Genomic DNA, 21,776 nt, shown 5'->3' on the forward strand with positions numbered 1-21,776 from the left:
TAAGTTATTGGGTAATTTTAATAGACCGTGCAATCTGTTGGACCGTTAATGCAGGTACTTCTCCAACAGCCGTTACATTGAAACCGTTTACCTCACTACCGTATGCATTGATAGTTCCCATGGCAGAACTACCTAATAATCCATCATCCAGCGCTTTTTCTACATAGACGGAGAGGGATGCAAGTCCATCCGATACGACAAAGTGATCAATGCTGCCATCATGCTGATCCGCTTTTCGTTTCGAATGGAGTGTTACCATGTAGCCTTTGGGTAGATCACTGAATGACCAGGGTGATGTATTGGAGGCATTGACTGCTGTACGGGGTTTTTGCTGTACCCAGTCATAATACTCTTTCCCTTCAAGTGAAATCTCTGCAATGTCCCTACTGCTGGAATGAACCTGTAGATGAGTAAACATCAATTGTGAGACGGACTCACCCGACACAGTCAGCATGTCGGTTTTAAGAGGCAGTGCATTCTCAATATCAAGATAGACACGATAACCATAGCGGTAGCCATCTCGGGGCATAATAGCAACGACCCGGGCAGGTCGCCCAGCCACACGCTCTTCCCCGAGCAGATGAAAATCATAGAGGTCTGAAAGTTGGCTGATGTCTACTGAAAAAACAGCCCGAAAGCCCTCACCCGTTACTCGCTTACCAATGGAGACTGATTTTACATCGGGGGCAATGCAAGTTACCGAGGCATTATCGCGAAACACCTCTCTTGCTACACCGTTCAGAGAGATGAGACGCTCCTTTTCTCCGCCCTGATCGGCCGAATGCACAATACGCATACTCTCCAACTGGCCATTATGCAGAAACACAAAGGTCCCTTCATAACTGAGTGAATGGACCGCGTTAACCATCCGCTGCAACCAACCTTTGACATCGTTTTCACCATTGCTGGCAAAACCACCGTGCGTCACTGCCACTAACAACAGGGATAAAACAATTTGTGGTACGCTCATAAGCCTTATCTGTCAGTGTCGTAACTGACGAAACTGGTATAGGGAATCACACCAATACCGCCCGGCGCTACATACTCATTGTGGTCAATGAGGTAACGGTTAAGCTTGGATTCAACCTTTGGTTTGGAGAGATTCTTCCACCGAGAACTGGATTGTACGAGATAGGGTGCTGCCTGCGTTTCAGGTGCCTGTATTTGTGGCAGACTATTTTCTACGACTAGCTGAGGACTGACGTCTGATACAGTTCCGGACATTGGAGGAAATGCAATGACGGTAATAGCGGCAACAGATGCAGCCAACAGCCCACCACCGGCCGTCTTTAACCAGCGAGCTCTATAACGCGGATTGCGTGAGATCGGGACAGGTTGTTGATGATCACTCGAGCTTTCAATCGCTTCATTGTCCAGCTTTGCCCGAACCCTATCGGCAATGGATTCAACTGATAGCCTGACCGCTTCGCCTCGCATGGCATCACCGATAAGGTGGTAATGGTCCCATTGTTGTCGAAGTGAGTCATCGCCCTGAAGATAATCCAAGGCGTTCCGAGCCTCTGTAAGGTCTAGCTCATTATCCAAGAGTGCTGAGATCTGCTCATTGATATTGTCTGTCATGTTGTTATCCGACCGGGTCGACATATAACTTCTGTTTAAATACTAGCCAAGAAGCGGCTGCAATCTTGCATCTATGGCTGCGCGGGCACGAAAGATTCTCGATCTTACCGTGCCGACTGGACAATCCATTGCCCGGGCAATTTCCTCGTAGCTGAGCCCTTCCAGCTCTCTGAGCGTAATAGCGGTTCTCAGATCTTCAGGCAACTCATTGATAGCCTGTTTCACGGTCTCAGCAATTTCACTCTCCAGCAGATGATTTTCTGGGGTCGCATACTCCTTTAGTCGCATCCCCACATCAAGCTGCTCGGCGGTTTCCGCATCGATATCAGAACTGGGCGGCCGGCGTTTCATGGCCACAAGATGATTTTTTGCCGTGTTAATAGCGATGCGATAGAGCCAGGTGTAGAAAGCACTCTCCCCTCTAAAATTGGGTAGTGCCTTATAGGCCTTGATAAAAGCTTCCTGGGTCACATCAAGCGTCTCGCTGTGGTCCCGTACGTACCTGGAAATGAGATTGGCCACCTTTTGCTGATACTTCAGCACCAGCAGATCAAAGGCTTTCTTATCTCCACGCTGTACACGTTCGACCAATTCCTGGTCTAGTTGTCGCTCACCCATCAGGGCTTATCCCCTGAATGTGGCAAGCTCCGCTTAATACTTATTCTGATTGACAGCATGTTGTGTGATAAGTTCTCAATATCTGGTTCTCGTAATCCATTAATTACGATAGGATTCCCCAACAGAGGCTGTCAATGATAATTACAGCCTTCGCTCATTGAATTATGACCCCAAGCCAGGATTCGGGTAAACCCCATGACTCACAACACACCCAAACAATTTGATGTCCTGATTATCGGCAGCGGTGCCGCAGGCTTGAGTCTGGCCCTGAGGCTACCGGATTCGGTACAAATCGCGGTCATCGCCAAGCGCGAACTGACTGAGGGTAACACCTATTACGCCCAAGGGGGGATCTCTGCAGTCCTTGACGTCGAAGACTCCATCGATTCCCATGTCGATGACACCCTGGACGCTGGAGCGGGTTTGTGTGACGAGGAAACAGTGCGACTGGTGGTCGAAAAAGGCCCGGAAAACATTCAATGGTTACTGGATGAAGGGGTCGATTTTACCCGGGACACACCCTCTGGGAGCGGTTATCACCTGACACGCGAGGGAGGACATTCACACCGCAGAGTGATTCATGCTGCCGATGCGACAGGCCAAGAGGTTGAAAGCCGCCTCGAATCTCAAGTCAAATCTCGCAAGAACATCCATATTTTTGAGAATCACAACGCCATTGATCTGATCATGGGCGGGAAACATAACCTCCCAGAAAATCCCTGTCTGGGGGCATACGTGCTGGATAAACGCTCCAATTCAGTCGCAACCTTTGTAGCCAAATTTACTGTCCTGGCGACTGGGGGGGCCAGCAAGGTGTACCTCTACACCAGTAACCCTGACGTCTCAACAGGCGATGGCATTGCCATGGCTTGGCGTGCTGGTTGCAGAGTGGCTAACATGGAATTCATCCAGTTTCATCCAACTTGCCTCTATCACCCACATGCAAAATCTTTCCTGATTACTGAGGCCCTTCGTGGTGAGGGTGGACAACTGCTACTCCCCGATGGCACACGTTTTATGCCCGCCTTCGACGAGCGTGCCGAGCTGGCCCCCCGGGATATTGTTGCACGTGCAATCGACCATGAGATGAAACGAATTGGTGCGGATTGTTTATATTTGAATATCAGCCATAAGCCGGCGGACTTCATTCGCGAGCATTTCCCCAATATCTATGCCAAGTGCCTCGAATTTGGTATCGATATCACCCAGGATCCGATTCCAGTTGTTCCAGCGGCGCATTACACCTGTGGCGGTGTTATCACTGATCACAAAGCGCGAACCGATGTGCCCAACCTGTTTGCTATCGGTGAGACATCTTACACTGGTTTGCATGGCGCTAATCGGATGGCCAGTAATTCACTACTTGAATGCTTGGTCTATGCCCAACAGGCCGCCATAGATATCTCAGAACGCTTATCAGAAACGCCTGCCCTGCCGCTGGTTTCGGCCTGGGATGAGAGTCGCGTGACTGACTCTGATGAAGAGGTGGTGGTATCACACAACTGGAATGAATTGCGTCATTTCATGTGGGATTACGTTGGCATCGTTCGCAGCAACAAACGGTTGGAGCGGGCAAAACGTCGCATCAACCTGCTGCGTCAAGAGATCAAGGAGTATTACAGTAATTTCCGTGTTACCAATGATCTGCTGGAACTGCGAAACCTGGTAGAGGTTGCCTATCTCATCATCCAATCGGCGCAAAACCGAAAAGAGAGCCGAGGACTTCATTTCAATATTGATTTTCCGCGAAGAGATGACCGTTTTCAGAAGGGACCCACTATCTTGATCCCGGATAACTATCAGGCATCCGGGAATCCAATCGACTGAGATCCTGCTTCAGTCGGATGCGCAGTCTACGCCACGCATCGGCATCACAATTATCCGGTAGTAGCAGGAGGTAATGACGCTTTAGAATAGATTGCTGAAAACCCAAAATAGTCAGCCAATGTGAATTAAAGCAACTGCTTGGCGCGGGATAGTGCTGATAATCTCCCTTGCCTTCACGTACTTGCCATTCACCAGTCGTATCCCAGATGATCTCCTGCTCCATCAATGCCTGCTGTTTACTCAGAAAACTGAAACAAGTCCATGAGATGAATGTTATTGTCACGGCAATCCAAGTAATTGGATTTGAAGCGGTGCCCGCGATACAGAAAAGCACTATCACTGCATGCAGCAGATGTTGATAACGGATGAGTAGTTTTGATTGGCGCAGTGTTATGCGCTGAGAAGGACGTTGCTTGTTCATCACACTCCTTGTGATAAAGCCTATTATGACTGACTCAGGTGGTCTTTAGTTCTTTCTGCATAAGCCCAACCAGGCGGCGGATATTGGTATCCGATGGGACCACATTTCCCATCACCCAATCAAGCAGCAGTTGATCTTCAAAATCAAGCATCCGCACAAACAGATGCTTATCCTCAACCGGAAGTTCAGGATAATGCTGATCCAGAAATCCAATCAGTATGTAATCCAACTCGAGCATGCCACGCCGGCACTGCCAGCGTAGCTGCCCAAGAGGGGGTAGATCAGATCCTAGAACCGACTCAACCATCCTAGATGGAGTGCTTGAGCATCAATTCCTTGATCTTGCCAATCGCCTTGGTGGGGTTGAGCGATTTGGGGCAAGACTCCACACAGTTCATGATTGTGTGACAACGGAACAGCTTATAGGGGCCTTCCAAATCATCCAGACGCTCTTCGGTAGCCTGGTCGCGGCTATCCGCCAGGAAACGCCACGCCTGAAGAAGCGCTTGTGGTCCGTGGAATTTATCAGGATTCCACCAGAAGGATGGACAGGAGGTGGAACAGCAGCCACACATAATACATTCATAAAGACCATCCAGCTTATCCCGGTCTTCAGGTGACTGTAGGATCTCCTGCTCAGGCAGTGGGTCTTTGTGAATCAGGTAAGGTTTAACCGCTCGATACTGCTGGTAGAACTGGGACATATCCACAACCAGATCCCTGATCACAGGACGACCTGGTAGTGGGCGCACATTCACAGGTTCCTTCAGCTCCACCACAGGCGTGGTGCAACCCAGCATATTCTTGCCATTGGCATTGACAGCATCAGAGCCACAGACGCCTTCACCACAGGAGTGGCGGAATGCAAATGACTCATCCTGACGTTTAATTTCCATCAGGGCATCTCGCAGCATCATGCCCCGGGTAACCTCAACATCGTACTCCTGCATGTGCGGCGCAGTGTCAACATCGGGATTATAACGATAAACAAAAAATTTCATTCAACAACCCTCAGTAGACACGTGGCTTCGGCGGGAAGGTTTCAACAGTAAGCGGTTTGGTCTGCACCGGCTTATAGTCGAGTCGATCACCTTCTTGGAAGTAGACAGAGTGTTTCAGCCAGTTAACATCATCACGTTCCGTGTAATCTGGACGCGAGTGCGCACCACGGCTCTCTTTACGTTCCAGCGCTGAGAGTACGATCGACATACCAATATCTATTAGATTTTCCAGTTCAAGTGCTTCAATACGCGCCGTATTGAACACCTTGCTCTGATCACCCAGACGTACATCTTTCAGCTTTTCACGGACAGCTTTAACTTTCTCTACACCTTCAGACATGATCTCGTCAGTACGGAATACACCGGCATGATCTTCCATCACTTTGCGGAACTCATCGCGCAATTCACGCACAGAGATACCCTCGCCTTCCTGCTCCCAACGACTCAGGCGAGAAACGGCCTTTTCGATGATCGCATCAGACATCGGACGATGCTCTGGACTGTCTTTAAGGTGATCAATGATCTGCTGACCTGCAGCACGACCGAACACCAGAATATCCAGCAGCGAGTTACCACCGAGACGGTTAGCACCATGAACCGATACGCAGGCACACTCACCCGCCGCATACAGCCCTGGAACGATCTCTTCTGAACCATCACTGGAAGGAATCACTACATGACCCAAGCGATCCGTTGGAATACCACCCATCACATAGTGTGCGGTTGGGAATACCGGGATAGGTTCAACGGCAGGGTCAACACCGGCAAAGATTTGAGAACTTTCACGAATACCTGGCAGACGCTTGGCAATGATATCTTCGCCAAGATGATCCACCTTCAGCAGGACGTGATCGGCATTGGGTCCACAACCACGGCCCTCTTTAACCTCGGTCACAATAGCGCGCGCTACAACGTCACGGCTGGCCAGATCTTTCGCATTAGGGGCATAACGCTCCATGAAGCGCTCGCCATCCTTATTGACCAGATAGCCACCTTCGCCACGCACACCTTCTGTGATCAACATGCCACGACCAGAAATACCGGTCGGATGGAATTGGAAGAACTCCATATCCATGAGTGGCACGCCTGCACGCAGGGCCATGGCCATGCCATCCCCGGTGTTAATATGCGCATTGGAAGTAGTACGGAATACCTGCCCACAACCACCGGTTGCAAGCAGTGTTGTTTTTGCTTCAATCAACAGCGGCTCACCGGTTTCAATCTCCAGTGTCAGCGCACCGAGAATAGCGCCATCATCATCACGAATCAGATCAACACCGAAGTACTCATCAAAAAAGTGTGTACGGGCACGGATGTTTTGCTGATACAGCGTATGCAAAATGGCGTGGCCGGTACGATCTGCAGCCGCACAAGTACGTGCAGCTTGAGCGCCACCAAAATTCTGGCTCTGGCCACCGAACGCACGCTGGTAAATGCGGCCATTATCCAGACGAGAGAAAGGCACGCCATTGTGCTCAAGTTCATAAACCGTTGGAATGGCTTCCCGACACATAAATTCAATGGCGTCCTGGTCACCCAGATAATCTGAACCTTTAACGGTGTCAAACATATGCCAGTGCCAGTTGTCTTCAAAGACATTGGCAAGTGCGGCATTCACACCACCTTGGGCAGCAACTGTATGAGAGCGGGTTGGGAAAACCTTGGAAACTACAGCCACACGCAAATTAGCGTTGGCTAGTTGTAGCGCTGCATTGAGACCGGCACCACCGGCACCGATAATCAGCGCATCAAAACGTCTTCTGGCTAGCGTCATGATAAACCTTTATAAATATGTGGGGTTCAGGCAGCCACACTGGCAAGGAAAATAGCTTTAGCAAACCACAGTCCACAACCGACAAATCCGATTGCAAACAGGCTCAGCAAAGTCACTCGGGCCATTATGGGATGGACATAATCAATCAATACGTCACGAATACCCACCCAGGCATGAATCAGTAGTGCCACGACAAACAGCAACATACCGATAGAGACACCCGGGTCAGCGACATAGGTTCGCCATGCCTCAAACGATTCAGGTGCATTGAAACTCAGATGCCCAAGCATATAGATAAGGTACAAGCCTAGATAGGCTGCACTAATGCGTTGTAGCGCCCATGCGCGCAGTCCGGATGCTTGACGACTCATAGTATTAGCCCGATCAGTACGGCGAGAACAGGGGCAGCAACCATAACGGCCTGAGCCGACTTGGTTGCGATCTCTTTCTCGACACCCATGTGAAAATCAATCAGCAGGAAACGGATGCCTGCCAGCAAGTGATGCAGCATCGCCCAGAGAACGACGAACAGAACCAGTTTAATAAACAGACTATCCAAAATCGTCTTCACTGCCGCAAAACCGTCTGGTCCGGCGAGTGAAAGATCAAGGATGTATGCAAGGAAGGGTATGGCCAGAATCATCAGCACGCCACTGGCCCGGTGCCCCACTGACATAATGGCGGCAATGGGAAATCGGAATTGCTTCAGGTCTAGATAGACAGGCCGGTTTTTTGTCGTCATACAGATAGTCTCGTTGTCTCAGCCTAATGTACTATGGATTTGGTCCGCGGAAATCTATCCCCGACTGAACCGCCCCCAATTATAGCGATTTGTCCCGGCTTTGAAAGGGTATATTTTATACAGTCATTAAATTTACTTAACCATAATTATCTTGTTAATTAGTTTTCACTCGAGATCTAACTCTCTGAGATATCTAAATAATTTCCTCTGGGCACTCGGAGCTTTATCCTGTTCACGTTCTTTTTTACCAGTGCGAATTAATTGCCTTAGGTGCTGCCGGTCTGCTTTAGGACAAATATCCAACAGATCCGAGAGAGTTTTATCGTCTCCATTGAGTAATCGATCGCGCCACTGTTCAATACGGTGGAAACGCTGGGTATCTTGTAAGTCCCGATCATCCATTCGTGAAAAAAGCAGCTCAACCTGTTCGGTATCTTCTTTGCTGAGCAGCTTGGCCAGACGCTTGGTATGACGCTGCAAGGCGTTATGACTCTTGATACGTAATGTCTCCTGCAATGCCTCGCGCATCGATTCGGAGAAATTGAATTGATCCCATTGCGCAGGCTTCAGCTCAGCCAGTCTTCCAGCCAATGTTTGCAGGGCATGCATTTGACGCTTGATCTCACTGCGTGAAATCAATTGCTCGTCATCTTCGTATTCGTACTCTTCTATCTCGTCTGACATGTTCAGATCACCTGAAAATACTCAATCAATAACTGTAATCGCCTAACACCCTGATACTCATTGATATCAAGACGATAAGCGGCATGGATAGTTGCCCTACTGTTGTCTGGCAAACGTTCAGCCTGGTTAAAGGCGATGGCATCAAAACTTTCTTGTGTATCCACTGAGCGCAACATCATTTTGGCATGTGTGCCACCAACCGTCCGCTGCTGTATAATTTCAAACTGGTCATCAAAGAGCGGCTCTGGAAATCCCTGTCCCCAAGGGCCAGCCTCATTGAGTTGTTGGGCCAGTTCAATATCCGGCGCATGCTGTGCCAGACTGCCATCCGTAATGATGTCTCCGTTTGGCAATTTCCCATTTAATCGCAGGCCAACCTCTTCCTCAAAGTAGCGGCTGAACAGTTCAAAATCACACCTTTTCAAGGTCAGCCCAGCGGCCATGGCATGACCTCCAAACTTCTCTAGAATCTGTGGATTGGCGACCGCGATGGACTCCAGTACATCTTTGATATGCACCCCTGTGATTGAGCGGGCTGAACCTTTCAAAGTCTCGTTGTCCGCATCGGCAAATGCTATGACCGGTCTGTTGTAGCGCTCTTTAATGCGTGATGCGAGTATACCGATTACGCCTTGATGCCAACGCTCCTGATAGATACAGAGGCCGGCCGGGATCTCTTCACCGAGCTGAAAGGAATCGATATCTGCAACAGCCTGCTGTTTCATCTCAAGTTCTATCGTTTTACGCGCGCTATTCAAGTCTTCAAGCAAATAGGCCGTTTCATTGGCCTTATCTGAAGAATCGCTAAGCAACGCCACGATACCGATAGACATATCTTCCAGACGCCCCGCCGCATTCAGTCTTGGTCCAACAGTAAATCCAAGATCAGATGAGCGCGCTGCCGACAACGACTTTCCCGCAAGCTTGAAAATCCAGCCGATTAACTCACAACATCGCCCTGCACGTATACGGGCCAATCCCTGCTTTACTAAAATACGGTTATTGTGATCGAGTTTCACCACATCGGCCACGGTTCCCAGCGCCACTAAATCGAGATAATCCGCCAAATTGGGTTCGGTAATATCGCGCTTGGTAAACCAGCCCTGCCCTCTCAAGTATGAGCGTAAAGCGATCATCACGTAAAAAACCACACCCACACCGGCCAGATTTTTACTGGGAAACGGCTCATCTGGACTATTCGGGTTCACAATTACATTGGCATCAGGTAATTCACTCCCCGCAAGATGATGATCAGTCACCAGTACAGCGACACCGGCATCCCGTAAAAAACGGACCCCTTCAATACTTGAAATGCCATTATCGACCGTGATGACCAGATCAGGTTGGAAGCTCAGTGCCTTCTCAGCAATCGCGGGGGTCAATCCATAACCGTCATTGAACCGATTGGGCACCATGAAATTCACATTGTCAGCGCCCATAGCATGCAGGGAACGAATAGCCAGCGCACAACTGGTTGCGCCATCGGCATCAAAATCAGCCACGATCAGTATTCGCCCCTGCTCCGTCATTACCTGATGTAGCAGTTGGGCTGCTGCTTGGGTACCCCCAAGTTGATCCGGTGGAATCAGTGCATTCAGCGAATAATCGAGCTCAGCTGATGCCGCGACTCCACGCGCGTGGTAGATTCGCTGTAACAGCGGCGAAAATCCCCCAAGCATGGAAGAACGCTGATCCGGAATATGTTGCCGGACAATGGTACGCTCGAAATTATTCACTAGCGAAGTTCAAGCATTCGCCAGAATAAATGAACCTTTGGATTTGCCAAAGTCAACAAAACGCGCTTCAAAATCATCCACAACGGACGCTTTGACGGATTCCCTCTCCAGAAGTGATTTACCCCAAGCTGCCAATTTGGTCGGCATTAAATCAGCGAGCTCTTCGCGATGCTTTTTGAGTATTTCAAAGCGCATAAAGAACGGTGCATAGGCTGCGTCAAGCAGAGAGAAGCGGTCTCCCATAAAATAGGGTCCGGCACCCATTTCTGGCGCCAGGCGGGCAAACGATCCACCCAGCACCTCGCACTGTTGTTGAAAAGCATCTTCATCAGGGGCGATCAAAGCCTTGAATTGATCAAACAGCAAATTAGATCCGAACTCAATCCAGCCTCTGTGCTTCGCTCTTTCGAGTGGGTTTTCTGGATGAAGCATGGGTGGATAAACCTCATCCAGATATTCATTGATAATGGCTGATTCAAACAGTACCTCTCCCTCTACTTTCAAGAGCGGCACCTTCCCGAATGGGGAGATCTCCCTAAACCATTCAGGCAGATTTTCAAGATCGATATAGGTGATATCAAAATCAACCCCCTTCTCTTTCAAGGTGATGACTGCACGCTGAACAAAAGGACAGATAGCAAAGCTGACCAACTCTAATTTCATGGTGACAACTCCCTGGGAGAAATAGCATGTGACTGTAAGGAATGATCATGGAAGAATATCACGAAGCGCATCCGTTTAGCGCAACCCATCTAAAACAGTGAACCGTTTTCCGTATGAACATGTTGAGCATCTCTACCTGGTTAGCACCCACACTGCCGCTGGAACCACCCGAACCGGGTAAACTCCATATCTGGCGCATTGCTGTTGAGACACCGGGAATGGATCTTGCCCATCTGCTTGCGCATGATGAGGCGCTTCGTAAACAACAGATGCTGAGCCCACAGGAACGCATCCGCTTCAGCAATGCCAGAGGGGGACTGAGGGCTATACTGTCGGCTTATTTGGGTATACCACCGAATAAAGTCAGCTTTCACTACGGACCGAAAGGAAAACCTCTCCTAAATCACTCCAAATCATTTCATTTCAACCTTACGCATGCGGGTGATTTGGCCCTCCTTGCAATCAGCTGCGATTGCGAAGTGGGTATCGATTTAGAAAAGCAAACAAGACGCAATAATCTGCGCAAAATTGCGCAACGGGTTTTCCCTGCTAAATTATGGCGGGTGCTTGAATTGCTCAAGGACGAATCATTCGATCAAGCCTTTTTTCTACACTGGACAGAGCTGGAGGCACGAGTAAAGGCACTAGGCCTCGGCGTCTTCACGCGAGAAAGTCTCATTGACACGGTTCAATGCATGAACTTCCAACCGCAGACAGGTTGGTGTGCTGCCGTGGCAACAGTTGGCTTACTTCCGGAACCAGATGACTGGTGCACATTCCAGTTCACACCTGATCTATTGGGCCAATTAGGATAGAATTACCTATAATTTCCTGATATTTCAGCTTCATCATCCGCAAGAGCAGTAAGTACCCCATGAAAAACACACCTCTCACCGGCCTCAGCCATCTTATCCAGGGACTCAAGATGCTTATGCTACCTGGGTTGAGGAAATACATACTGGCGCCTTTAGGCATCAATATTGTGGTGTTTATTATCATCGGATGGCTGGGTTATGCCCAATTTGATCATCTGCTTAGTACACTTTTACCAGAGAGTAGCTGGCTCAGTTTTCTACGTTGGATATTGTGGCCCCTATTTGCCTTAAGCCTACTGTTGATTACCTTTTATACCTTTACTGCGCTAGCCAACCTGATCGCTGCGCCCTTCAACAGCATCCTGTCGGCAAAAGTGGAAGAGATGATCACAGGCCATAGACCGCCAGAAGATAGACGCCAGCTGCGTCAGGTGATCATACCTTCAATCATGTCCGAACTCCGAAAATTGGGTTATTTTCTGATTCGGGCCGTGCCTTTGCTGATTTTATTTGTTATCCCGGGTATTAATCTGATAGCCCCTTTTCTGTGGTTACTGTTCAGCGCCTGGTTCCTCTCGATTGAATACACCGACTACCCAATGGGAAACCACGGTCTGACATTCCAGTCACAACATCAACGATTAAAAAATAGGCGCATGACTGCACTCGGCTTTGGCGGCGGTATCACCTTGCTGATGATGATTCCTATACTCAATTTTGCCGCCATGCCGGCTGCCGTTATTGGCGCCACGCGATTCTGGTGTGAAGAGACTGCAAACGCCTGATCAGCGTCCTATAAAACGCCCAATACGCGCCACCCCTTCGGCCAATTTATCCAGGCTTGTAGTATAGGCAAAGCGAATATACTGCTCCGGCTGATTGTCACCAAAGTCCCGCCCGGGCGTTACAGCAACGCCCTCTGTCTCAAGCAATTGATGCGCGAACTCAAAGCTATCCTGTGTGATTGAGTGGCAGTTGGCATAGAGATAAAAGGCCCCTTCAGGAATGATGGGAAACTCAAATCCCAGTTTATTGAGGGCCGGCAATAGATAATCACGACGCTCACGAAATGCCTCACGCCGCGCCTCAACTATCGCCTGGGTTTCGGCATCAAACGCGGCTAATGCAGCATATTGAGCCGGTGTTGATGCGGCCAGAAAGATATTCTGAGCCAGTCTGTCAGCCGCATTAATAAACCGTTCAGGGGCGACCATCCAACCTAACCGCCAACCGGTCATACCATAATATTTGGAGAAGCTGTTGATGATGAACAGATCATCTGTAATCTCAAGCGCAGTAAAGGGTTCAACACCATACACCAACCCCTGATAGATCTCGTCGACGATCAAAACACCGCCTCGCGCCTTTACCACTTGATAGATGGCTTCCAATTGCGCTCTATTCAAGAGAGTGCCGGTAGGATTTGAAGGCGTAGCAACCATTACAGCACGCGTATTCTCAGACCACTCACGCTCGATAATCTCAGCAGTCAATTGATAACCTGTGTCTGGCCCCACAGGAACAGCGACAGGTATTCCAGAAACCAAATTTACAAAATTGCGGTTACAGGGATAGCCTGGATCAGCCATCATCACCGCTTGCCCCGGATTAATCACCGTACCCATAATCAACTGAAGTGCACCAGAAGAACCCGGCGTAATCAGAACGCGATCAGGATTCACTTCTACACCAAACCGTTTTTTATAATCCAGGGCAATAGCCTCACGCAGTTCACGAATGCCCACTGCGGGTGTGTAGTGAGTAAATCCCTCTTCGAGCGCCCGCTTCCCAGCTTCAATAATAGGTCGCGGGGTCTCAAAATCGGGTTCACCCACCTCCATATGAATGATAGAACGGCCACTACCCTCTAACGCTCGAGCACGGGCCAGCAACTCCATAACATAGAAGGGACGAATTGACGCCATACGCTTGGCTATCATCGGTTAGTTCACTCTTTGGGATTATTGATGGATACCCTAGCTTCCAGCCAACTTCGCGTCAAAAGCCATCGGAAGTCAGGATAACTCATGCAGCTTCTTTAACAAACCGACATCCACAAGCCTCGCCAGTTTTTCGCCACCCTGTATCACTTGACAGGGAGCATCAGGTTCTCCCAACTGATCAACGACCAGTGTTGCCCCGGAAAAATCTTCATGGACGGTATAATCATTGAGCGTAATCACTACCGTAGGAATTCCGGCTGACAGTGCAGCGTGCAGGCCGTTATGTGAATCCTCCAGTGCCACACAATCATCGGCAGGTAACCCCAGCCGCTCAAGCGCCCACTGGTATATGTCTGGGGCCGGTTTTTTATTGGCGACCACATCACCCGCAGCAATCACCTCGAACAACTGTTGACCCTCAGAACCAAAATACTGTTCCAGGAGCGCGTCCACATTTGCTGGAGTCGTTGTGGTTGCAATCGCCAAACGAATACCCGTTGCAGCCGCCTCGTTGATCAACCTAATTACGCCAGGCCTAAGGGGTATATCACCCTGAGCCATCAGCTCAACATATATTTGGCTTTTCTGCTTGTGTAAAGAGGCGATAAAAGCATCCAGATCGACCGGCCGCTGCCACACCTGATTAAACGTATCCAAATAGTATCGAATGCGCTCTTTACCACCGGTTACACTTAGGAGTTTTCCGTAAAGTGCAACATCCCAGTGCCAATCAAGTCCTGCATCGGAAAAAGCACGGTTAAAGGCCACTCTATGCCCATCTCGTTCGGTATCCGCAAGGGTGCCATCAACATCCCATAACAACGCCTCTAGTTTCCTCATAACTCCCTCTTAAATAAAGATATTTTATTATTATCAGATTAAATACACAGTTTATATGAGGGGGTAGTTTATCCAAGTTTGCCATCAGCAACACCCAAAAAAAGCGGGGGATATTACCAAGTGTTGCCCGAAACAGAAGAATCTGGTTATCATAGCCGACTTCGTTAGAGTGGTTTTCCAGGAGTCATTGAATGACCGCAAAGAAAAAGCCCCAGAATGATCTCACAGGGCCTTTTGGCTTTCAGCCATATAAGGAAAAAAAGGGTGAGGAGTACATGAATGAGGCACAGGAAGCTCATTTCAAGTCTATCCTTGCGGCGTGGAAAAAGGAGTTAATGGAAGAGGTCGATCGTACCGTGCTTCACATGAAGGATGAAGCAGCCAACTTTCCGGATCCGAATGATAGGGCTACCCAGGAATCTGAGTTCAGCCTTGAATTGCGCACACGGGATCGTGAACGCAAACTCATTAAGAAGATTGACGAAACACTGAATTTGATCGATAGCCACGACTATGGGTTCTGCGAGGCCTGCGGCGTGGAGATCGGTATTCGCCGACTCGAAGCAAGGCCTACCGCCTCCCTCTGTATTGATTGCAAAACATTGGATGAGATTAGAGAAAAGCAGATGAGCTAAGACTTATCGCTATACTGTTTAACACAAGCCGGCTCACTGCCGGCTTTTTACTGGACGGTTAGCAAACAGATGAACTACCGAGGAAGATTCGCTCCTTCGCCTTCTGGACCACTCCACTTTGGCTCATTGGTAGCTGCCATGGGTAGCTATCTGGATGCCAAGCACCACAAAGGCACTTGGTTGGTGCGGATTGAAGATATTGATCCGCCTCGTGAAAAACCGGGTGCTGCTGATCAGATACTCAGAACATTAGAAACATTTGGATTTGAGTGGGATGAGTCAGTTCTCTATCAAAGCAAGCGACTCAATGCCTATCAAGACGCACTGCATGAGCTCGCACGGGATGGTCTGCTATATGAGTGCACCTGCAGTCGCAGTGAAATCAACGCTATTGGGCAACGTGGTATCGAAGGGATAATTTACCCTGGTACCTGTAGAACATACAGCCCAGGAAGTAGCGTATCAAATACGCCTAAAGCATTGCGTATTAAAACTTCGGAACACCCCATTCAGTTCAGAGATGGCCTTGCTGGTAGCCAGACACAGAATATCGCTAAGGAGATTGGCGACTTTATTTTAAAGCGGGCCGATGGCCTGTTCGCGTATCAGCTCGCTGTGGTTATGGACGATGCCTATCAGAATATTACTCATGTGGTACGGGGAGCCGACTTACTTACCTCCACCCCGCGTCAAATTTATCTCCAGATGCAATTACACTTACCCACGCCATCCTATACGCACTTGCCATTAGTGCTCAACGAGGATGGTACCAAACTGAGTAAGCAGAGCGGTTCTCAGCCTGTAACCGGATCAACGGTGATGACTGCATTAAAGAGCGCCTGGGATTTTCTAGGCCAGATAGACACATCGACGTCACCTGAAAGTGTTGCGGAATTTTGGACTTGGGCGATGGATAACTGGGACACAGGCAGTATTAAATATAACAAATAGTTAAATAATATTATTCATGTAAATTATCTAATTGGTGTAGCATTTCACTTCAAAACCAAAAGATAATCTCTCTATGCATAGAGTAGGTTCAAAGCTATACTTATAAGCACAAATAAGCACAAAGTGTGCTTCAACAGTATCAGGACAAAACGACATGAGGAATGCCCAAAACCCGCTTCCCCAAGGACTACTAGGTTGGTACAACAGAAAAATGGCACAAGCCAAGGCGCCTAGTACCGACGCTCAGAAAAGAGTGCTTGAAGCTTATAGTAACTATCTGCTGAAAGACTTGGTGAATACCAGCAAATAGATTTCATGGATTACAGTGTAATCCGGGGATATATCGTGGAGTTGATCAGCATCCCGCGAGCTTGCATATGTGTCTAAATTGCCCCTCTTCCACGGGCATAATTGACAATCTGTTTCCCTTCTGCAGTAATCTCATCCCATCAAGCTCCGGCATCTCTCGCATACCGCTGAGAGATATTACCTCTTTAAACGTCTTCACATAGGCAACGTCTACCATAAACCAGCGTGGGTTATCCGAGGTTGATTTTGGGTCATAATATTTTGCCTCAGGATCCCAGGCAGTAAAATCCGGGTAGGCCTCTTTGCTCACTTTAGCCAGACCAATGATACCCGGTACCTTGCAGTTAGAGTGATAGAATAAAACCGCATCGCCCACCCTCATATCCTGCATCATGAAATTGCGTGCCTGATAATTTCTTATGCCATCCCAGTGCTCACTTTTATCCCTTTTTAAATCGTCTATAGAGTAGGTTTCCGGCTCAGTTTTCATTAGCCAATATCGTTTCATAGCGCTATTAAAGACTCCAATTTAGAAAATATAAACCACGGATTGGCTTTGATATTTCAGCAGATGATTAAACACTATTGTGTTAATCATTATGCACAAAATAACTGTCCCACTGTTCCGTATTGAAACCAACTAACGCAACGGTATCAGATATTACAAAAGGCCGCTTAATCAGGTTGCCGTTTTCTGCCAACGCGCTAAGCGCCTGCTCAGGAGTCAACTGATTGAGCTTATCTTTGTAGCCACCCTGTCGATAGTCCTGGCCAGATGTATTAAAGAGTTTTCGAACATCCCCCTGATACGCATCCAGCATCTGTCGCAATTCAATTAAAGACGGTGGTTGCTCTCTAATAGCAATCTCTTCAAAGTCAATTTGACGTTCGCCAAAATACTTTTTTGCCTTTCGACAGGTACCACAATTCGAATAGAGATAAGCCCTTAATTTACCCATAATTATTCACTTTGAAAATACGCAGAGATAATCAGAAAGAATCGAGGTATTCGGGTGTTACAGACGCACACCAACTGTAGAATAAGTTCTACCTGAACATAAACTACAATCTCATCCTGCCGACAAATTTTCCTTAATGTAGGTGATCACATCATCATGGTGGGTCTTGGTCTTAACCTTATCCATGATATGCCTGAGTGTGCCTTTTTTGTCGATGATAAAGCTGATGCGATGTATGCCGTCATATATACGGCCCATAAATTTCTTAGGCCCCCAGACACCATATGCATCCGCGACACTATGATCGGGATCAGAGAGTAAAGTAAAATTCAGGTTTTGCTTTGACGTGAAATTGGTCAATTTTCCCGGGACATCAGGACTGATTCCCAACACTACCGTATTCAGCTCATCAAATCGCTTTCTAGAATCACGAATACCACAAGCCTGCACCGTGCAGCCTGGTGTGGACGCCTTGGGATAGAAGTAGATCACTACATTCTTCCCAAGGAAATCCTTCAGTGAAACCTGCTCTCCATTCTGGTTCAACAGTGTAAAACCGGGGGCTTTTTTATTGATGGAAGGAAAATTCATAGGAAAAAATTCACCGATTCTGGACTACTAACCTACACTCGAGTAGTGATTATACACAACCCGTTGGCTTGGGCAGACCACCGTATTTCGTAATAGGCTTCATTGGTCCTGTTAACCATAAATTGAACATCTCTTTAGAGGGCGCTCCAAGGTACTTCGCAAACTTACGAATGGGAGGAACAACTGCGTGTTCCTCATAATATTCACGTGCCTTTAAGATCTGATTCCACTTCTCATCATCCAGCAGAATTCCATCAACATCCGCCATCGCCCTACCAATTTCAGGGGTCCAGCTGTTCATGTCGATCAGATAACCATCACCATCACGTTGTGGGATTTCTATATTCATGTCATACGCTCCAATTAATAACCTAGTATTTTTATAAGGATTTATGCAATTTTACATATCTCTTATTAAAATACACCCTAATTTTTATAAGGTAATACGGTTTTTTGCCGATTTCACCTATCCATGCTGTTTAAAACAGTGGAAAAAGAGTCTCCGCTATCACATGATATGAGCAGTTCTTCATCAAACGGATTGTTGTTTACGGATATCGTGCCTATAAGCACACAATGGGAGACATACCCATTAGTCTTATTGTTCACGAAAGGCGAAAGGATAAATGCCAGGCAGTATCAAAAAAAGCTTCAAGGGCTTGCCCCTGCTCCATTTTATCTTACTGTTATCAGTTGGTTATCTAGCTGTTTCCCTGATTTTCATCTTAATTCTCTCGACCAATATTAAGCAAAAAGCAATAGCAGATCTTTCCCGGGAAGATGCTAGACAGACTTCAGAGCTAATATTTCAAAGCCTCTATTCCGTCATGAGTGATGGTTGGAATAAGAAAGAGATTATGGAGACGATTTCTCGCCTTAATAAGGCCGTTCCCAATATGGAGATTATGGCTTACCGAGGTGAACCCGTTATTCGAGAGTTTGGAGATATTCCAGGAGAAGCAGAAATTAGAGACTCAGACCCCCTACTACAGAAGGCGTTAAACAGGGGCGAAGAGATTTTACAAACCAACGATTCGGATATTCGTTTCATCTATCCTGTCAAAGTCACAGAAGTCTGTCAGCGATGTCATGAGGAAGCCAAAGTAGGTGATATCAATGGTGTGATCGATATTCGTTATCCGATCGAGAACCTAAAAATATCACTTTCTCTGATCGTAAACGTAATGCTTGGCTACTTCATCTTTATCATGGCCCTGATCTTCGCAGGCCTGTTTTTTAAACTTAGAATATTTGTAGTCAAACCGATCAAAGGTCTGGCCGAAGTAATGGGAGAAATCACCCACAACGCCGATCTCTCCAAGCGGGTCAGTCATGGCGGATGGATCCAGGAGGTACACCACCTGACTGATTATTTTAACCGGATGTTGGGTACGCTTCAGGATTTCCAATATCGACTTGAAGAACTCTCGGTCCGTGACCCTTTGACGCATCTCTATAATCGCCGAAAGTTCGAGCTTTTCCTTGATTATGAAGTTGATAGGGCTTCGCGTCATGACCGGCAATTCTGTCTAATCATGATAGATCTGGATAATTTCAAACACATTAATGACACCTATGGACACCCCATCGGTGATATGGCACTGCAAAAACTGGCCCACCTGTTACAACAACAGACGCGCAAAACAGATGTGCTTGCCCGCCTGGGTGGTGATGAATTTGCCATGCTCCTGCCTGAGACGGAATTTGAGCGTGGCTTAGCCTTTGCAGAAAAGCTTCGCCATGCGCTTGCCAACTCCGCACTGGAACTTCCTGATTGCAAAATAAGAATCAGCGCAAGTTTTGGTGTAGTCAGTTACCCACAGAATGGGGACGAAGTTGAAAATCTGAACATTGCTATGGATGTAGCCATGTACAAGGCTAAACGCAATGGTAAAAACTGCGTTGCCGTACTGGGAGAAGGTGAAAAAGGTGCGGAGATGGAGGTCTTCAGGAAAGGCGAACAGTTACGACTTGCCCTTGAGGAAGAACGAATAGTCGCTTTTGTTCAACCCATTGTCGCCATTCCGGGTGGGCTCTATGCCTATGAAGTACTCGCCAGGATTGAGGAGAACGGTTGCTATTTAACCGCTAATAATTTTATACATGCCGCAGAAGAGCTGGGACTGACGATCGAACTGGATACGGCAGTTTTCAAAAAAGGCCTGGATTATCTGGCTAGCCATTCAACGGAAACGACTAAACTCTTCTTTAATCTGGCATCACGGACTCTGGCCAGTGAACAAACCATTCGAGACATGGTGGCGCTTGCCAGGGAACGAAAAATTCCCCTGAATAAAATTGTTTTCGAAATTACTGAGCGGGAAGCCCTACCCCGCATTTCAGAACTGAGTCAGCTGATTGATGAACTCCATGAATATGGCATTGGCTTTGCGCTGGATGATTTCGGCAGTGGCTTTTCATCCTTCCTCTATCTTAAATATCTGTCAGTTGACTATGTTAAAATTGAGGGCAGCTTCATCCGACAAATTGCTGTAGATCGACGCGATAGAATTATGGTTGAACATATTGCCAGTATTGCCAACCAGTTTGGCATGAAAACTATCGCCGAAATGGTGGAAGATGAAGAGACTAATCTGCTGTTGCAAACATACGGGATCAACTATGCGCAGGGCTACTATTATGGACATCCCCAACCCAGCACCAAGAATCAAAGCAAACACCCTGTCCACCCACTTGAATCAATAGATTAAAACCATGACATTATCTCATGATCATTTTGTTGCACATCGGGGTTATATGGAGTTGTACCCTGAAAATTCCTGGAGTGGATTAGAAGCGTCACTTAAACTCGGTGCGAAATGGATTGAATGTGATATACAGATGACCACACCCGGTCATTTTATTTTATTACATGATGCCGATTTTCAACGTACGGCCGGGGAAAATCTTTCTGCTTTTGGACTGACGGCTGATCAAATGATGACGCTGAGCGTTCATGAACCTGGAAGGTTGGGTACACAGTTTCACCCCGAGCCCGTCATTTCACTTGATGAGCTGCTTATTAAAATTCCTCTCTATCCTGATGCCAGAGCAATGGTGGAAATCAAGGAAGAGAGTATTCAGCATTGGGGACTAGAAGCAGTAATGAAACCACTCCTTATACAACTTGAACCTGTAAAAAGACAGTGCGTACTGATCTCGTTTAGTCTTGATGCACTGGAATATGCTAATAAAAATAGCGGCATTGAACTAGGGCTTGTATTGCGTAACTATGACGATGCGAGCCTTGCTGCAGCTCACACGTTATCCCCTGCTTTCGTAATCTGCAACTATAAAAAGCTACCGCCCGATACGCCTCCGACACGGGGCCCATGGCAGTGGATGCTTTATGACATCACTGACCCAATCTTAGCTGAGCAGTGGGCTGAACTCGGCATTGATCTGATTGAAACCCGTGATATTGGCCTGCTGTTAAAATATGTTGACCAAAACAGTATTTATCGCCAGACGTCCTAGGGTCGGAGTCAACTTTGATCAAAGTAAGGGAGCATTACATACCACAATTCCAGATAATTCGACTCCGACCCGAATGGCACTTACTTAATCAGAATCGCGTCCAATGTAGGGTGGGTTAGGCGCGTTGTTTGCGCCGTAACCCACCAGCCGTGCCGTCAGGCACACCTTAAACAAACGACTTGTGTTGCTGCGCAACGCTTGGTGGGTTA

Annotated in this window: 26 protein-coding genes; 8 read left to right on the top strand and 18 right to left on the bottom strand. The window is 47.7% G+C overall.

What is annotated here, in order from left to right; genetic code table 11:
- Positions 1-4: 4 nt before the first annotated feature.
- Genes FHP88_RS16750 through rpoE form a run of 3 tightly spaced genes read right to left on the bottom strand, consistent with a single transcriptional unit; the run spans position 5 to position 2,199 of the window.
- Complete coding sequence (locus tag FHP88_RS16750) at positions 5-970, bottom strand: MucB/RseB C-terminal domain-containing protein (protein ID WP_144360249.1); 966 nt, start codon at positions 968-970, stop codon at positions 5-7.
- Positions 971-975: 5 nt separating this feature from the next.
- On the bottom strand, positions 976-1,581 hold the full coding sequence (locus tag FHP88_RS16755; protein WP_186297767.1) for a sigma-E factor negative regulatory protein: 606 nt from the start codon (positions 1,579-1,581) through the stop codon (positions 976-978).
- A 42-nt stretch (positions 1,582-1,623) separates the two neighbouring features.
- The gene (gene rpoE, locus FHP88_RS16760; RefSeq protein WP_144360251.1) at positions 1,624-2,199 is read right to left on the bottom strand and encodes an RNA polymerase sigma factor RpoE; all 576 of its coding nucleotides are present in this window, start codon (positions 2,197-2,199) and stop codon (positions 1,624-1,626) included.
- Positions 2,200-2,394: 195 nt separating this feature from the next.
- On the opposite strand from rpoE, the gene nadB reads away from it, so the two are divergent.
- Positions 2,395-4,026, top strand: a complete 1,632-nt coding sequence (nadB, locus tag FHP88_RS16765; RefSeq protein WP_144360252.1) for an L-aspartate oxidase — start codon at positions 2,395-2,397, stop codon at positions 4,024-4,026.
- Here the strand turns inward: nadB and FHP88_RS16770 are convergent.
- The 9 genes from FHP88_RS16770 to FHP88_RS16810 form a co-directional block, all read right to left on the bottom strand.
- Positions 3,977-4,447, bottom strand: coding sequence for a protein YgfX (locus FHP88_RS16770; protein WP_144360253.1), 471 nt, complete (start codon positions 4,445-4,447; stop codon positions 3,977-3,979). The genes nadB and FHP88_RS16770 overlap by 50 nt on opposite strands.
- A gap of 34 nt (positions 4,448-4,481) precedes the next feature.
- On the bottom strand, positions 4,482-4,754 hold the full coding sequence (locus tag FHP88_RS16775; RefSeq protein WP_144360254.1) for a succinate dehydrogenase assembly factor 2: 273 nt from the start codon (positions 4,752-4,754) through the stop codon (positions 4,482-4,484).
- Position 4,755: 1 nt separating this feature from the next.
- Positions 4,756-5,448 carry a succinate dehydrogenase iron-sulfur subunit gene (locus tag FHP88_RS16780; protein ID WP_144360255.1) on the bottom strand — a complete coding sequence of 231 codons (693 nt, stop codon included), beginning with the start codon at positions 5,446-5,448 and terminating at the stop codon, positions 4,756-4,758.
- Between the two features lie 10 nt (positions 5,449-5,458).
- Positions 5,459-7,222, bottom strand: coding sequence for a succinate dehydrogenase flavoprotein subunit (gene sdhA, locus FHP88_RS16785; protein WP_144360256.1), 1,764 nt, complete (start codon positions 7,220-7,222; stop codon positions 5,459-5,461).
- 26 nt (positions 7,223-7,248) lie between these two features.
- Positions 7,249-7,593 carry a succinate dehydrogenase, hydrophobic membrane anchor protein gene (sdhD, locus tag FHP88_RS16790; protein ID WP_144360257.1) on the bottom strand — a complete coding sequence of 115 codons (345 nt, stop codon included), beginning with the start codon at positions 7,591-7,593 and terminating at the stop codon, positions 7,249-7,251.
- Positions 7,590-7,964 (bottom strand): succinate dehydrogenase, cytochrome b556 subunit, encoded by a 375-nt coding sequence (gene sdhC / locus FHP88_RS16795; RefSeq protein ID WP_144360258.1) that lies wholly within the window; start codon positions 7,962-7,964, stop codon positions 7,590-7,592. Before sdhC ends, sdhD begins: the two co-directional genes overlap by 4 nt.
- Before the next feature lie 165 nt (positions 7,965-8,129).
- Positions 8,130-8,648 carry a ribosome biogenesis factor YjgA gene (gene yjgA / locus FHP88_RS16800; RefSeq protein ID WP_144360259.1) on the bottom strand — a complete coding sequence of 173 codons (519 nt, stop codon included), beginning with the start codon at positions 8,646-8,648 and terminating at the stop codon, positions 8,130-8,132.
- A 2-nt stretch (positions 8,649-8,650) separates the two neighbouring features.
- Positions 8,651-10,384 (bottom strand): single-stranded-DNA-specific exonuclease RecJ, encoded by a 1,734-nt coding sequence (recJ, locus tag FHP88_RS16805; protein ID WP_335341570.1) that lies wholly within the window; start codon positions 10,382-10,384, stop codon positions 8,651-8,653.
- Between the two features lie 9 nt (positions 10,385-10,393).
- Positions 10,394-11,047: a glutathione S-transferase family protein gene (locus FHP88_RS16810; protein WP_144360260.1), complete on the bottom strand. Its 654-nt coding sequence runs from the start codon at positions 11,045-11,047 to the stop codon at positions 10,394-10,396.
- Between the two features lie 113 nt (positions 11,048-11,160).
- Between FHP88_RS16810 and FHP88_RS16815 the strand changes: the two genes are divergently transcribed.
- Together FHP88_RS16815 and cysZ are read left to right on the top strand one after the other, a co-directional pair.
- Positions 11,161-11,862, top strand: a complete 702-nt coding sequence (locus tag FHP88_RS16815; protein WP_144360261.1) for a 4'-phosphopantetheinyl transferase family protein — start codon at positions 11,161-11,163, stop codon at positions 11,860-11,862.
- A 59-nt stretch (positions 11,863-11,921) separates the two neighbouring features.
- Positions 11,922-12,647 (top strand): sulfate transporter CysZ, encoded by a 726-nt coding sequence (gene cysZ, locus FHP88_RS16820; protein WP_144360262.1) that lies wholly within the window; start codon positions 11,922-11,924, stop codon positions 12,645-12,647.
- Here cysZ and FHP88_RS16825 read toward each other — a convergent pair whose 3' ends face one another.
- Both FHP88_RS16825 and FHP88_RS16830 read right to left on the bottom strand, forming a co-directional pair.
- The gene (locus FHP88_RS16825) at positions 12,648-13,802 is read right to left on the bottom strand and encodes a pyridoxal phosphate-dependent aminotransferase (RefSeq protein WP_144360263.1); all 1,155 of its coding nucleotides are present in this window, start codon (positions 13,800-13,802) and stop codon (positions 12,648-12,650) included. It abuts the gene before it with no gap.
- A gap of 75 nt (positions 13,803-13,877) precedes the next feature.
- Positions 13,878-14,645 carry an HAD family hydrolase gene (locus FHP88_RS16830; protein ID WP_144360264.1) on the bottom strand — a complete coding sequence of 256 codons (768 nt, stop codon included), beginning with the start codon at positions 14,643-14,645 and terminating at the stop codon, positions 13,878-13,880.
- A gap of 191 nt (positions 14,646-14,836) precedes the next feature.
- Here FHP88_RS16830 and dksA point away from each other — a divergent pair, with 191 nt between their 5' ends.
- The 3 genes from dksA (at position 14,837) to FHP88_RS19230 (ending at position 16,541) form a co-directional block, all read left to right on the top strand.
- Entirely contained in the window at positions 14,837-15,280 is a 444-nt protein-coding gene (gene dksA / locus FHP88_RS16835; protein ID WP_144360265.1) for an RNA polymerase-binding protein DksA, read from the top strand.
- A gap of 69 nt (positions 15,281-15,349) precedes the next feature.
- Positions 15,350-16,231 (top strand): tRNA glutamyl-Q(34) synthetase GluQRS, encoded by an 882-nt coding sequence (gene gluQRS / locus FHP88_RS16840; RefSeq protein ID WP_144360266.1) that lies wholly within the window; start codon positions 15,350-15,352, stop codon positions 16,229-16,231.
- Between the two features lie 154 nt (positions 16,232-16,385).
- Positions 16,386-16,541 (top strand): hypothetical protein, encoded by a 156-nt coding sequence (locus FHP88_RS19230; RefSeq protein ID WP_186297768.1) that lies wholly within the window; start codon positions 16,386-16,388, stop codon positions 16,539-16,541.
- Between the two features lie 45 nt (positions 16,542-16,586).
- On the opposite strand, the gene FHP88_RS16845 is transcribed toward FHP88_RS19230, so the two are convergent.
- The 4 genes from FHP88_RS16845 to FHP88_RS16860 all read right to left on the bottom strand — a co-directional run bounded on the left by FHP88_RS16845 (position 16,587) and on the right by FHP88_RS16860 (position 18,439).
- The gene (locus FHP88_RS16845; protein WP_260843350.1) at positions 16,587-17,030 is read right to left on the bottom strand and encodes an EVE domain-containing protein; all 444 of its coding nucleotides are present in this window, start codon (positions 17,028-17,030) and stop codon (positions 16,587-16,589) included.
- Between the two features lie 100 nt (positions 17,031-17,130).
- Complete coding sequence (locus tag FHP88_RS16850; protein WP_144360268.1) at positions 17,131-17,499, bottom strand: Spx/MgsR family RNA polymerase-binding regulatory protein; 369 nt, start codon at positions 17,497-17,499, stop codon at positions 17,131-17,133.
- A 111-nt stretch (positions 17,500-17,610) separates the two neighbouring features.
- Entirely contained in the window at positions 17,611-18,090 is a 480-nt protein-coding gene (gene bcp / locus FHP88_RS16855) for a thioredoxin-dependent thiol peroxidase (protein ID WP_144360269.1), read from the bottom strand.
- 49 nt (positions 18,091-18,139) lie between these two features.
- Positions 18,140-18,439, bottom strand: coding sequence for a TusE/DsrC/DsvC family sulfur relay protein (locus FHP88_RS16860; RefSeq protein ID WP_186297769.1), 300 nt, complete (start codon positions 18,437-18,439; stop codon positions 18,140-18,142).
- A 277-nt stretch (positions 18,440-18,716) separates the two neighbouring features.
- Here FHP88_RS16860 and FHP88_RS16865 point away from each other — a divergent pair, with 277 nt between their 5' ends.
- The gene (locus FHP88_RS16865; RefSeq protein WP_144360270.1) at positions 18,717-20,801 is read left to right on the top strand and encodes an EAL domain-containing protein; all 2,085 of its coding nucleotides are present in this window, start codon (positions 18,717-18,719) and stop codon (positions 20,799-20,801) included.
- Between the two features lie 46 nt (positions 20,802-20,847).
- The gene (locus tag FHP88_RS16870; protein WP_260843353.1) at positions 20,848-21,567 is read left to right on the top strand and encodes a glycerophosphodiester phosphodiesterase family protein; all 720 of its coding nucleotides are present in this window, start codon (positions 20,848-20,850) and stop codon (positions 21,565-21,567) included.
- Positions 21,568-21,776: the final 209 nt, after the last annotated feature.

It is taken from the genome of Sedimenticola selenatireducens, from assembly GCF_007625115.1.
In the GTDB taxonomy this organism is placed as follows: domain Bacteria; phylum Pseudomonadota; class Gammaproteobacteria; order Chromatiales; family Chromatiaceae; genus Sedimenticola; species Sedimenticola selenatireducens_A.

What these genes read in the sequence shown, in the direction of transcription:
- yjgA (WP_144360259.1), bottom strand. Translation starts at nt 8,648, where the DNA reads ATGTCAGACGAGATAGAAGAGTACGAATACGAAGATGACGAGCAATTG.
- FHP88_RS16780 (WP_144360255.1), bottom strand. Translation starts at nt 5,448, where the DNA reads ATGAAATTTTTTGTTTATCGTTATAATCCCGATGTTGACACTGCGCCG.
- sdhC (WP_144360258.1), bottom strand. Translation starts at nt 7,964, where the DNA reads ATGACGACAAAAAACCGGCCTGTCTATCTAGACCTGAAGCAATTCCGA.
- FHP88_RS16750 (WP_144360249.1), bottom strand. Translation starts at nt 970, where the DNA reads ATGAGCGTACCACAAATTGTTTTATCCCTGTTGTTAGTGGCAGTGACG.
- FHP88_RS16860 (WP_186297769.1), bottom strand. Translation starts at nt 18,439, where the DNA reads ATGAATATAGAAATCCCACAACGTGATGGTGATGGTTATCTGATCGAC.
- FHP88_RS16825 (WP_144360263.1), bottom strand. Translation starts at nt 13,802, where the DNA reads ATGATAGCCAAGCGTATGGCGTCAATTCGTCCCTTCTATGTTATGGAG.
- FHP88_RS16810 (WP_144360260.1), bottom strand. Translation starts at nt 11,047, where the DNA reads ATGAAATTAGAGTTGGTCAGCTTTGCTATCTGTCCTTTTGTTCAGCGT.
- sdhD (WP_144360257.1), bottom strand. Translation starts at nt 7,593, where the DNA reads ATGAGTCGTCAAGCATCCGGACTGCGCGCATGGGCGCTACAACGCATT.
- FHP88_RS16850 (WP_144360268.1), bottom strand. Translation starts at nt 17,499, where the DNA reads ATGGGTAAATTAAGGGCTTATCTCTATTCGAATTGTGGTACCTGTCGA.
- FHP88_RS16770 (WP_144360253.1), bottom strand. Translation starts at nt 4,447, where the DNA reads ATGAACAAGCAACGTCCTTCTCAGCGCATAACACTGCGCCAATCAAAA.
- nadB (WP_144360252.1), top strand. Translation starts at nt 2,395, where the DNA reads ATGACTCACAACACACCCAAACAATTTGATGTCCTGATTATCGGCAGC.
- FHP88_RS19230 (WP_186297768.1), top strand. Translation starts at nt 16,386, where the DNA reads ATGAGGAATGCCCAAAACCCGCTTCCCCAAGGACTACTAGGTTGGTAC.
- FHP88_RS16755 (WP_186297767.1), bottom strand. Translation starts at nt 1,581, where the DNA reads ATGACAGACAATATCAATGAGCAGATCTCAGCACTCTTGGATAATGAG.
- FHP88_RS16870 (WP_260843353.1), top strand. Translation starts at nt 20,848, where the DNA reads ATGGAGTTGTACCCTGAAAATTCCTGGAGTGGATTAGAAGCGTCACTT.
- gluQRS (WP_144360266.1), top strand. Translation starts at nt 15,350, where the DNA reads ATGAACTACCGAGGAAGATTCGCTCCTTCGCCTTCTGGACCACTCCAC.
- FHP88_RS16775 (WP_144360254.1), bottom strand. Translation starts at nt 4,754, where the DNA reads ATGGTTGAGTCGGTTCTAGGATCTGATCTACCCCCTCTTGGGCAGCTA.
- dksA (WP_144360265.1), top strand. Translation starts at nt 14,837, where the DNA reads ATGACCGCAAAGAAAAAGCCCCAGAATGATCTCACAGGGCCTTTTGGC.
- FHP88_RS16865 (WP_144360270.1), top strand. Translation starts at nt 18,717, where the DNA reads ATGCCAGGCAGTATCAAAAAAAGCTTCAAGGGCTTGCCCCTGCTCCAT.
- FHP88_RS16830 (WP_144360264.1), bottom strand. Translation starts at nt 14,645, where the DNA reads ATGAGGAAACTAGAGGCGTTGTTATGGGATGTTGATGGCACCCTTGCG.
- FHP88_RS16845 (WP_260843350.1), bottom strand. Translation starts at nt 17,030, where the DNA reads ATGAAAACTGAGCCGGAAACCTACTCTATAGACGATTTAAAAAGGGAT.
- bcp (WP_144360269.1), bottom strand. Translation starts at nt 18,090, where the DNA reads ATGAATTTTCCTTCCATCAATAAAAAAGCCCCCGGTTTTACACTGTTG.
- rpoE (WP_144360251.1), bottom strand. Translation starts at nt 2,199, where the DNA reads ATGGGTGAGCGACAACTAGACCAGGAATTGGTCGAACGTGTACAGCGT.
- sdhA (WP_144360256.1), bottom strand. Translation starts at nt 7,222, where the DNA reads ATGACGCTAGCCAGAAGACGTTTTGATGCGCTGATTATCGGTGCCGGT.
- FHP88_RS16815 (WP_144360261.1), top strand. Translation starts at nt 11,161, where the DNA reads ATGAACATGTTGAGCATCTCTACCTGGTTAGCACCCACACTGCCGCTG.
- cysZ (WP_144360262.1), top strand. Translation starts at nt 11,922, where the DNA reads ATGAAAAACACACCTCTCACCGGCCTCAGCCATCTTATCCAGGGACTC.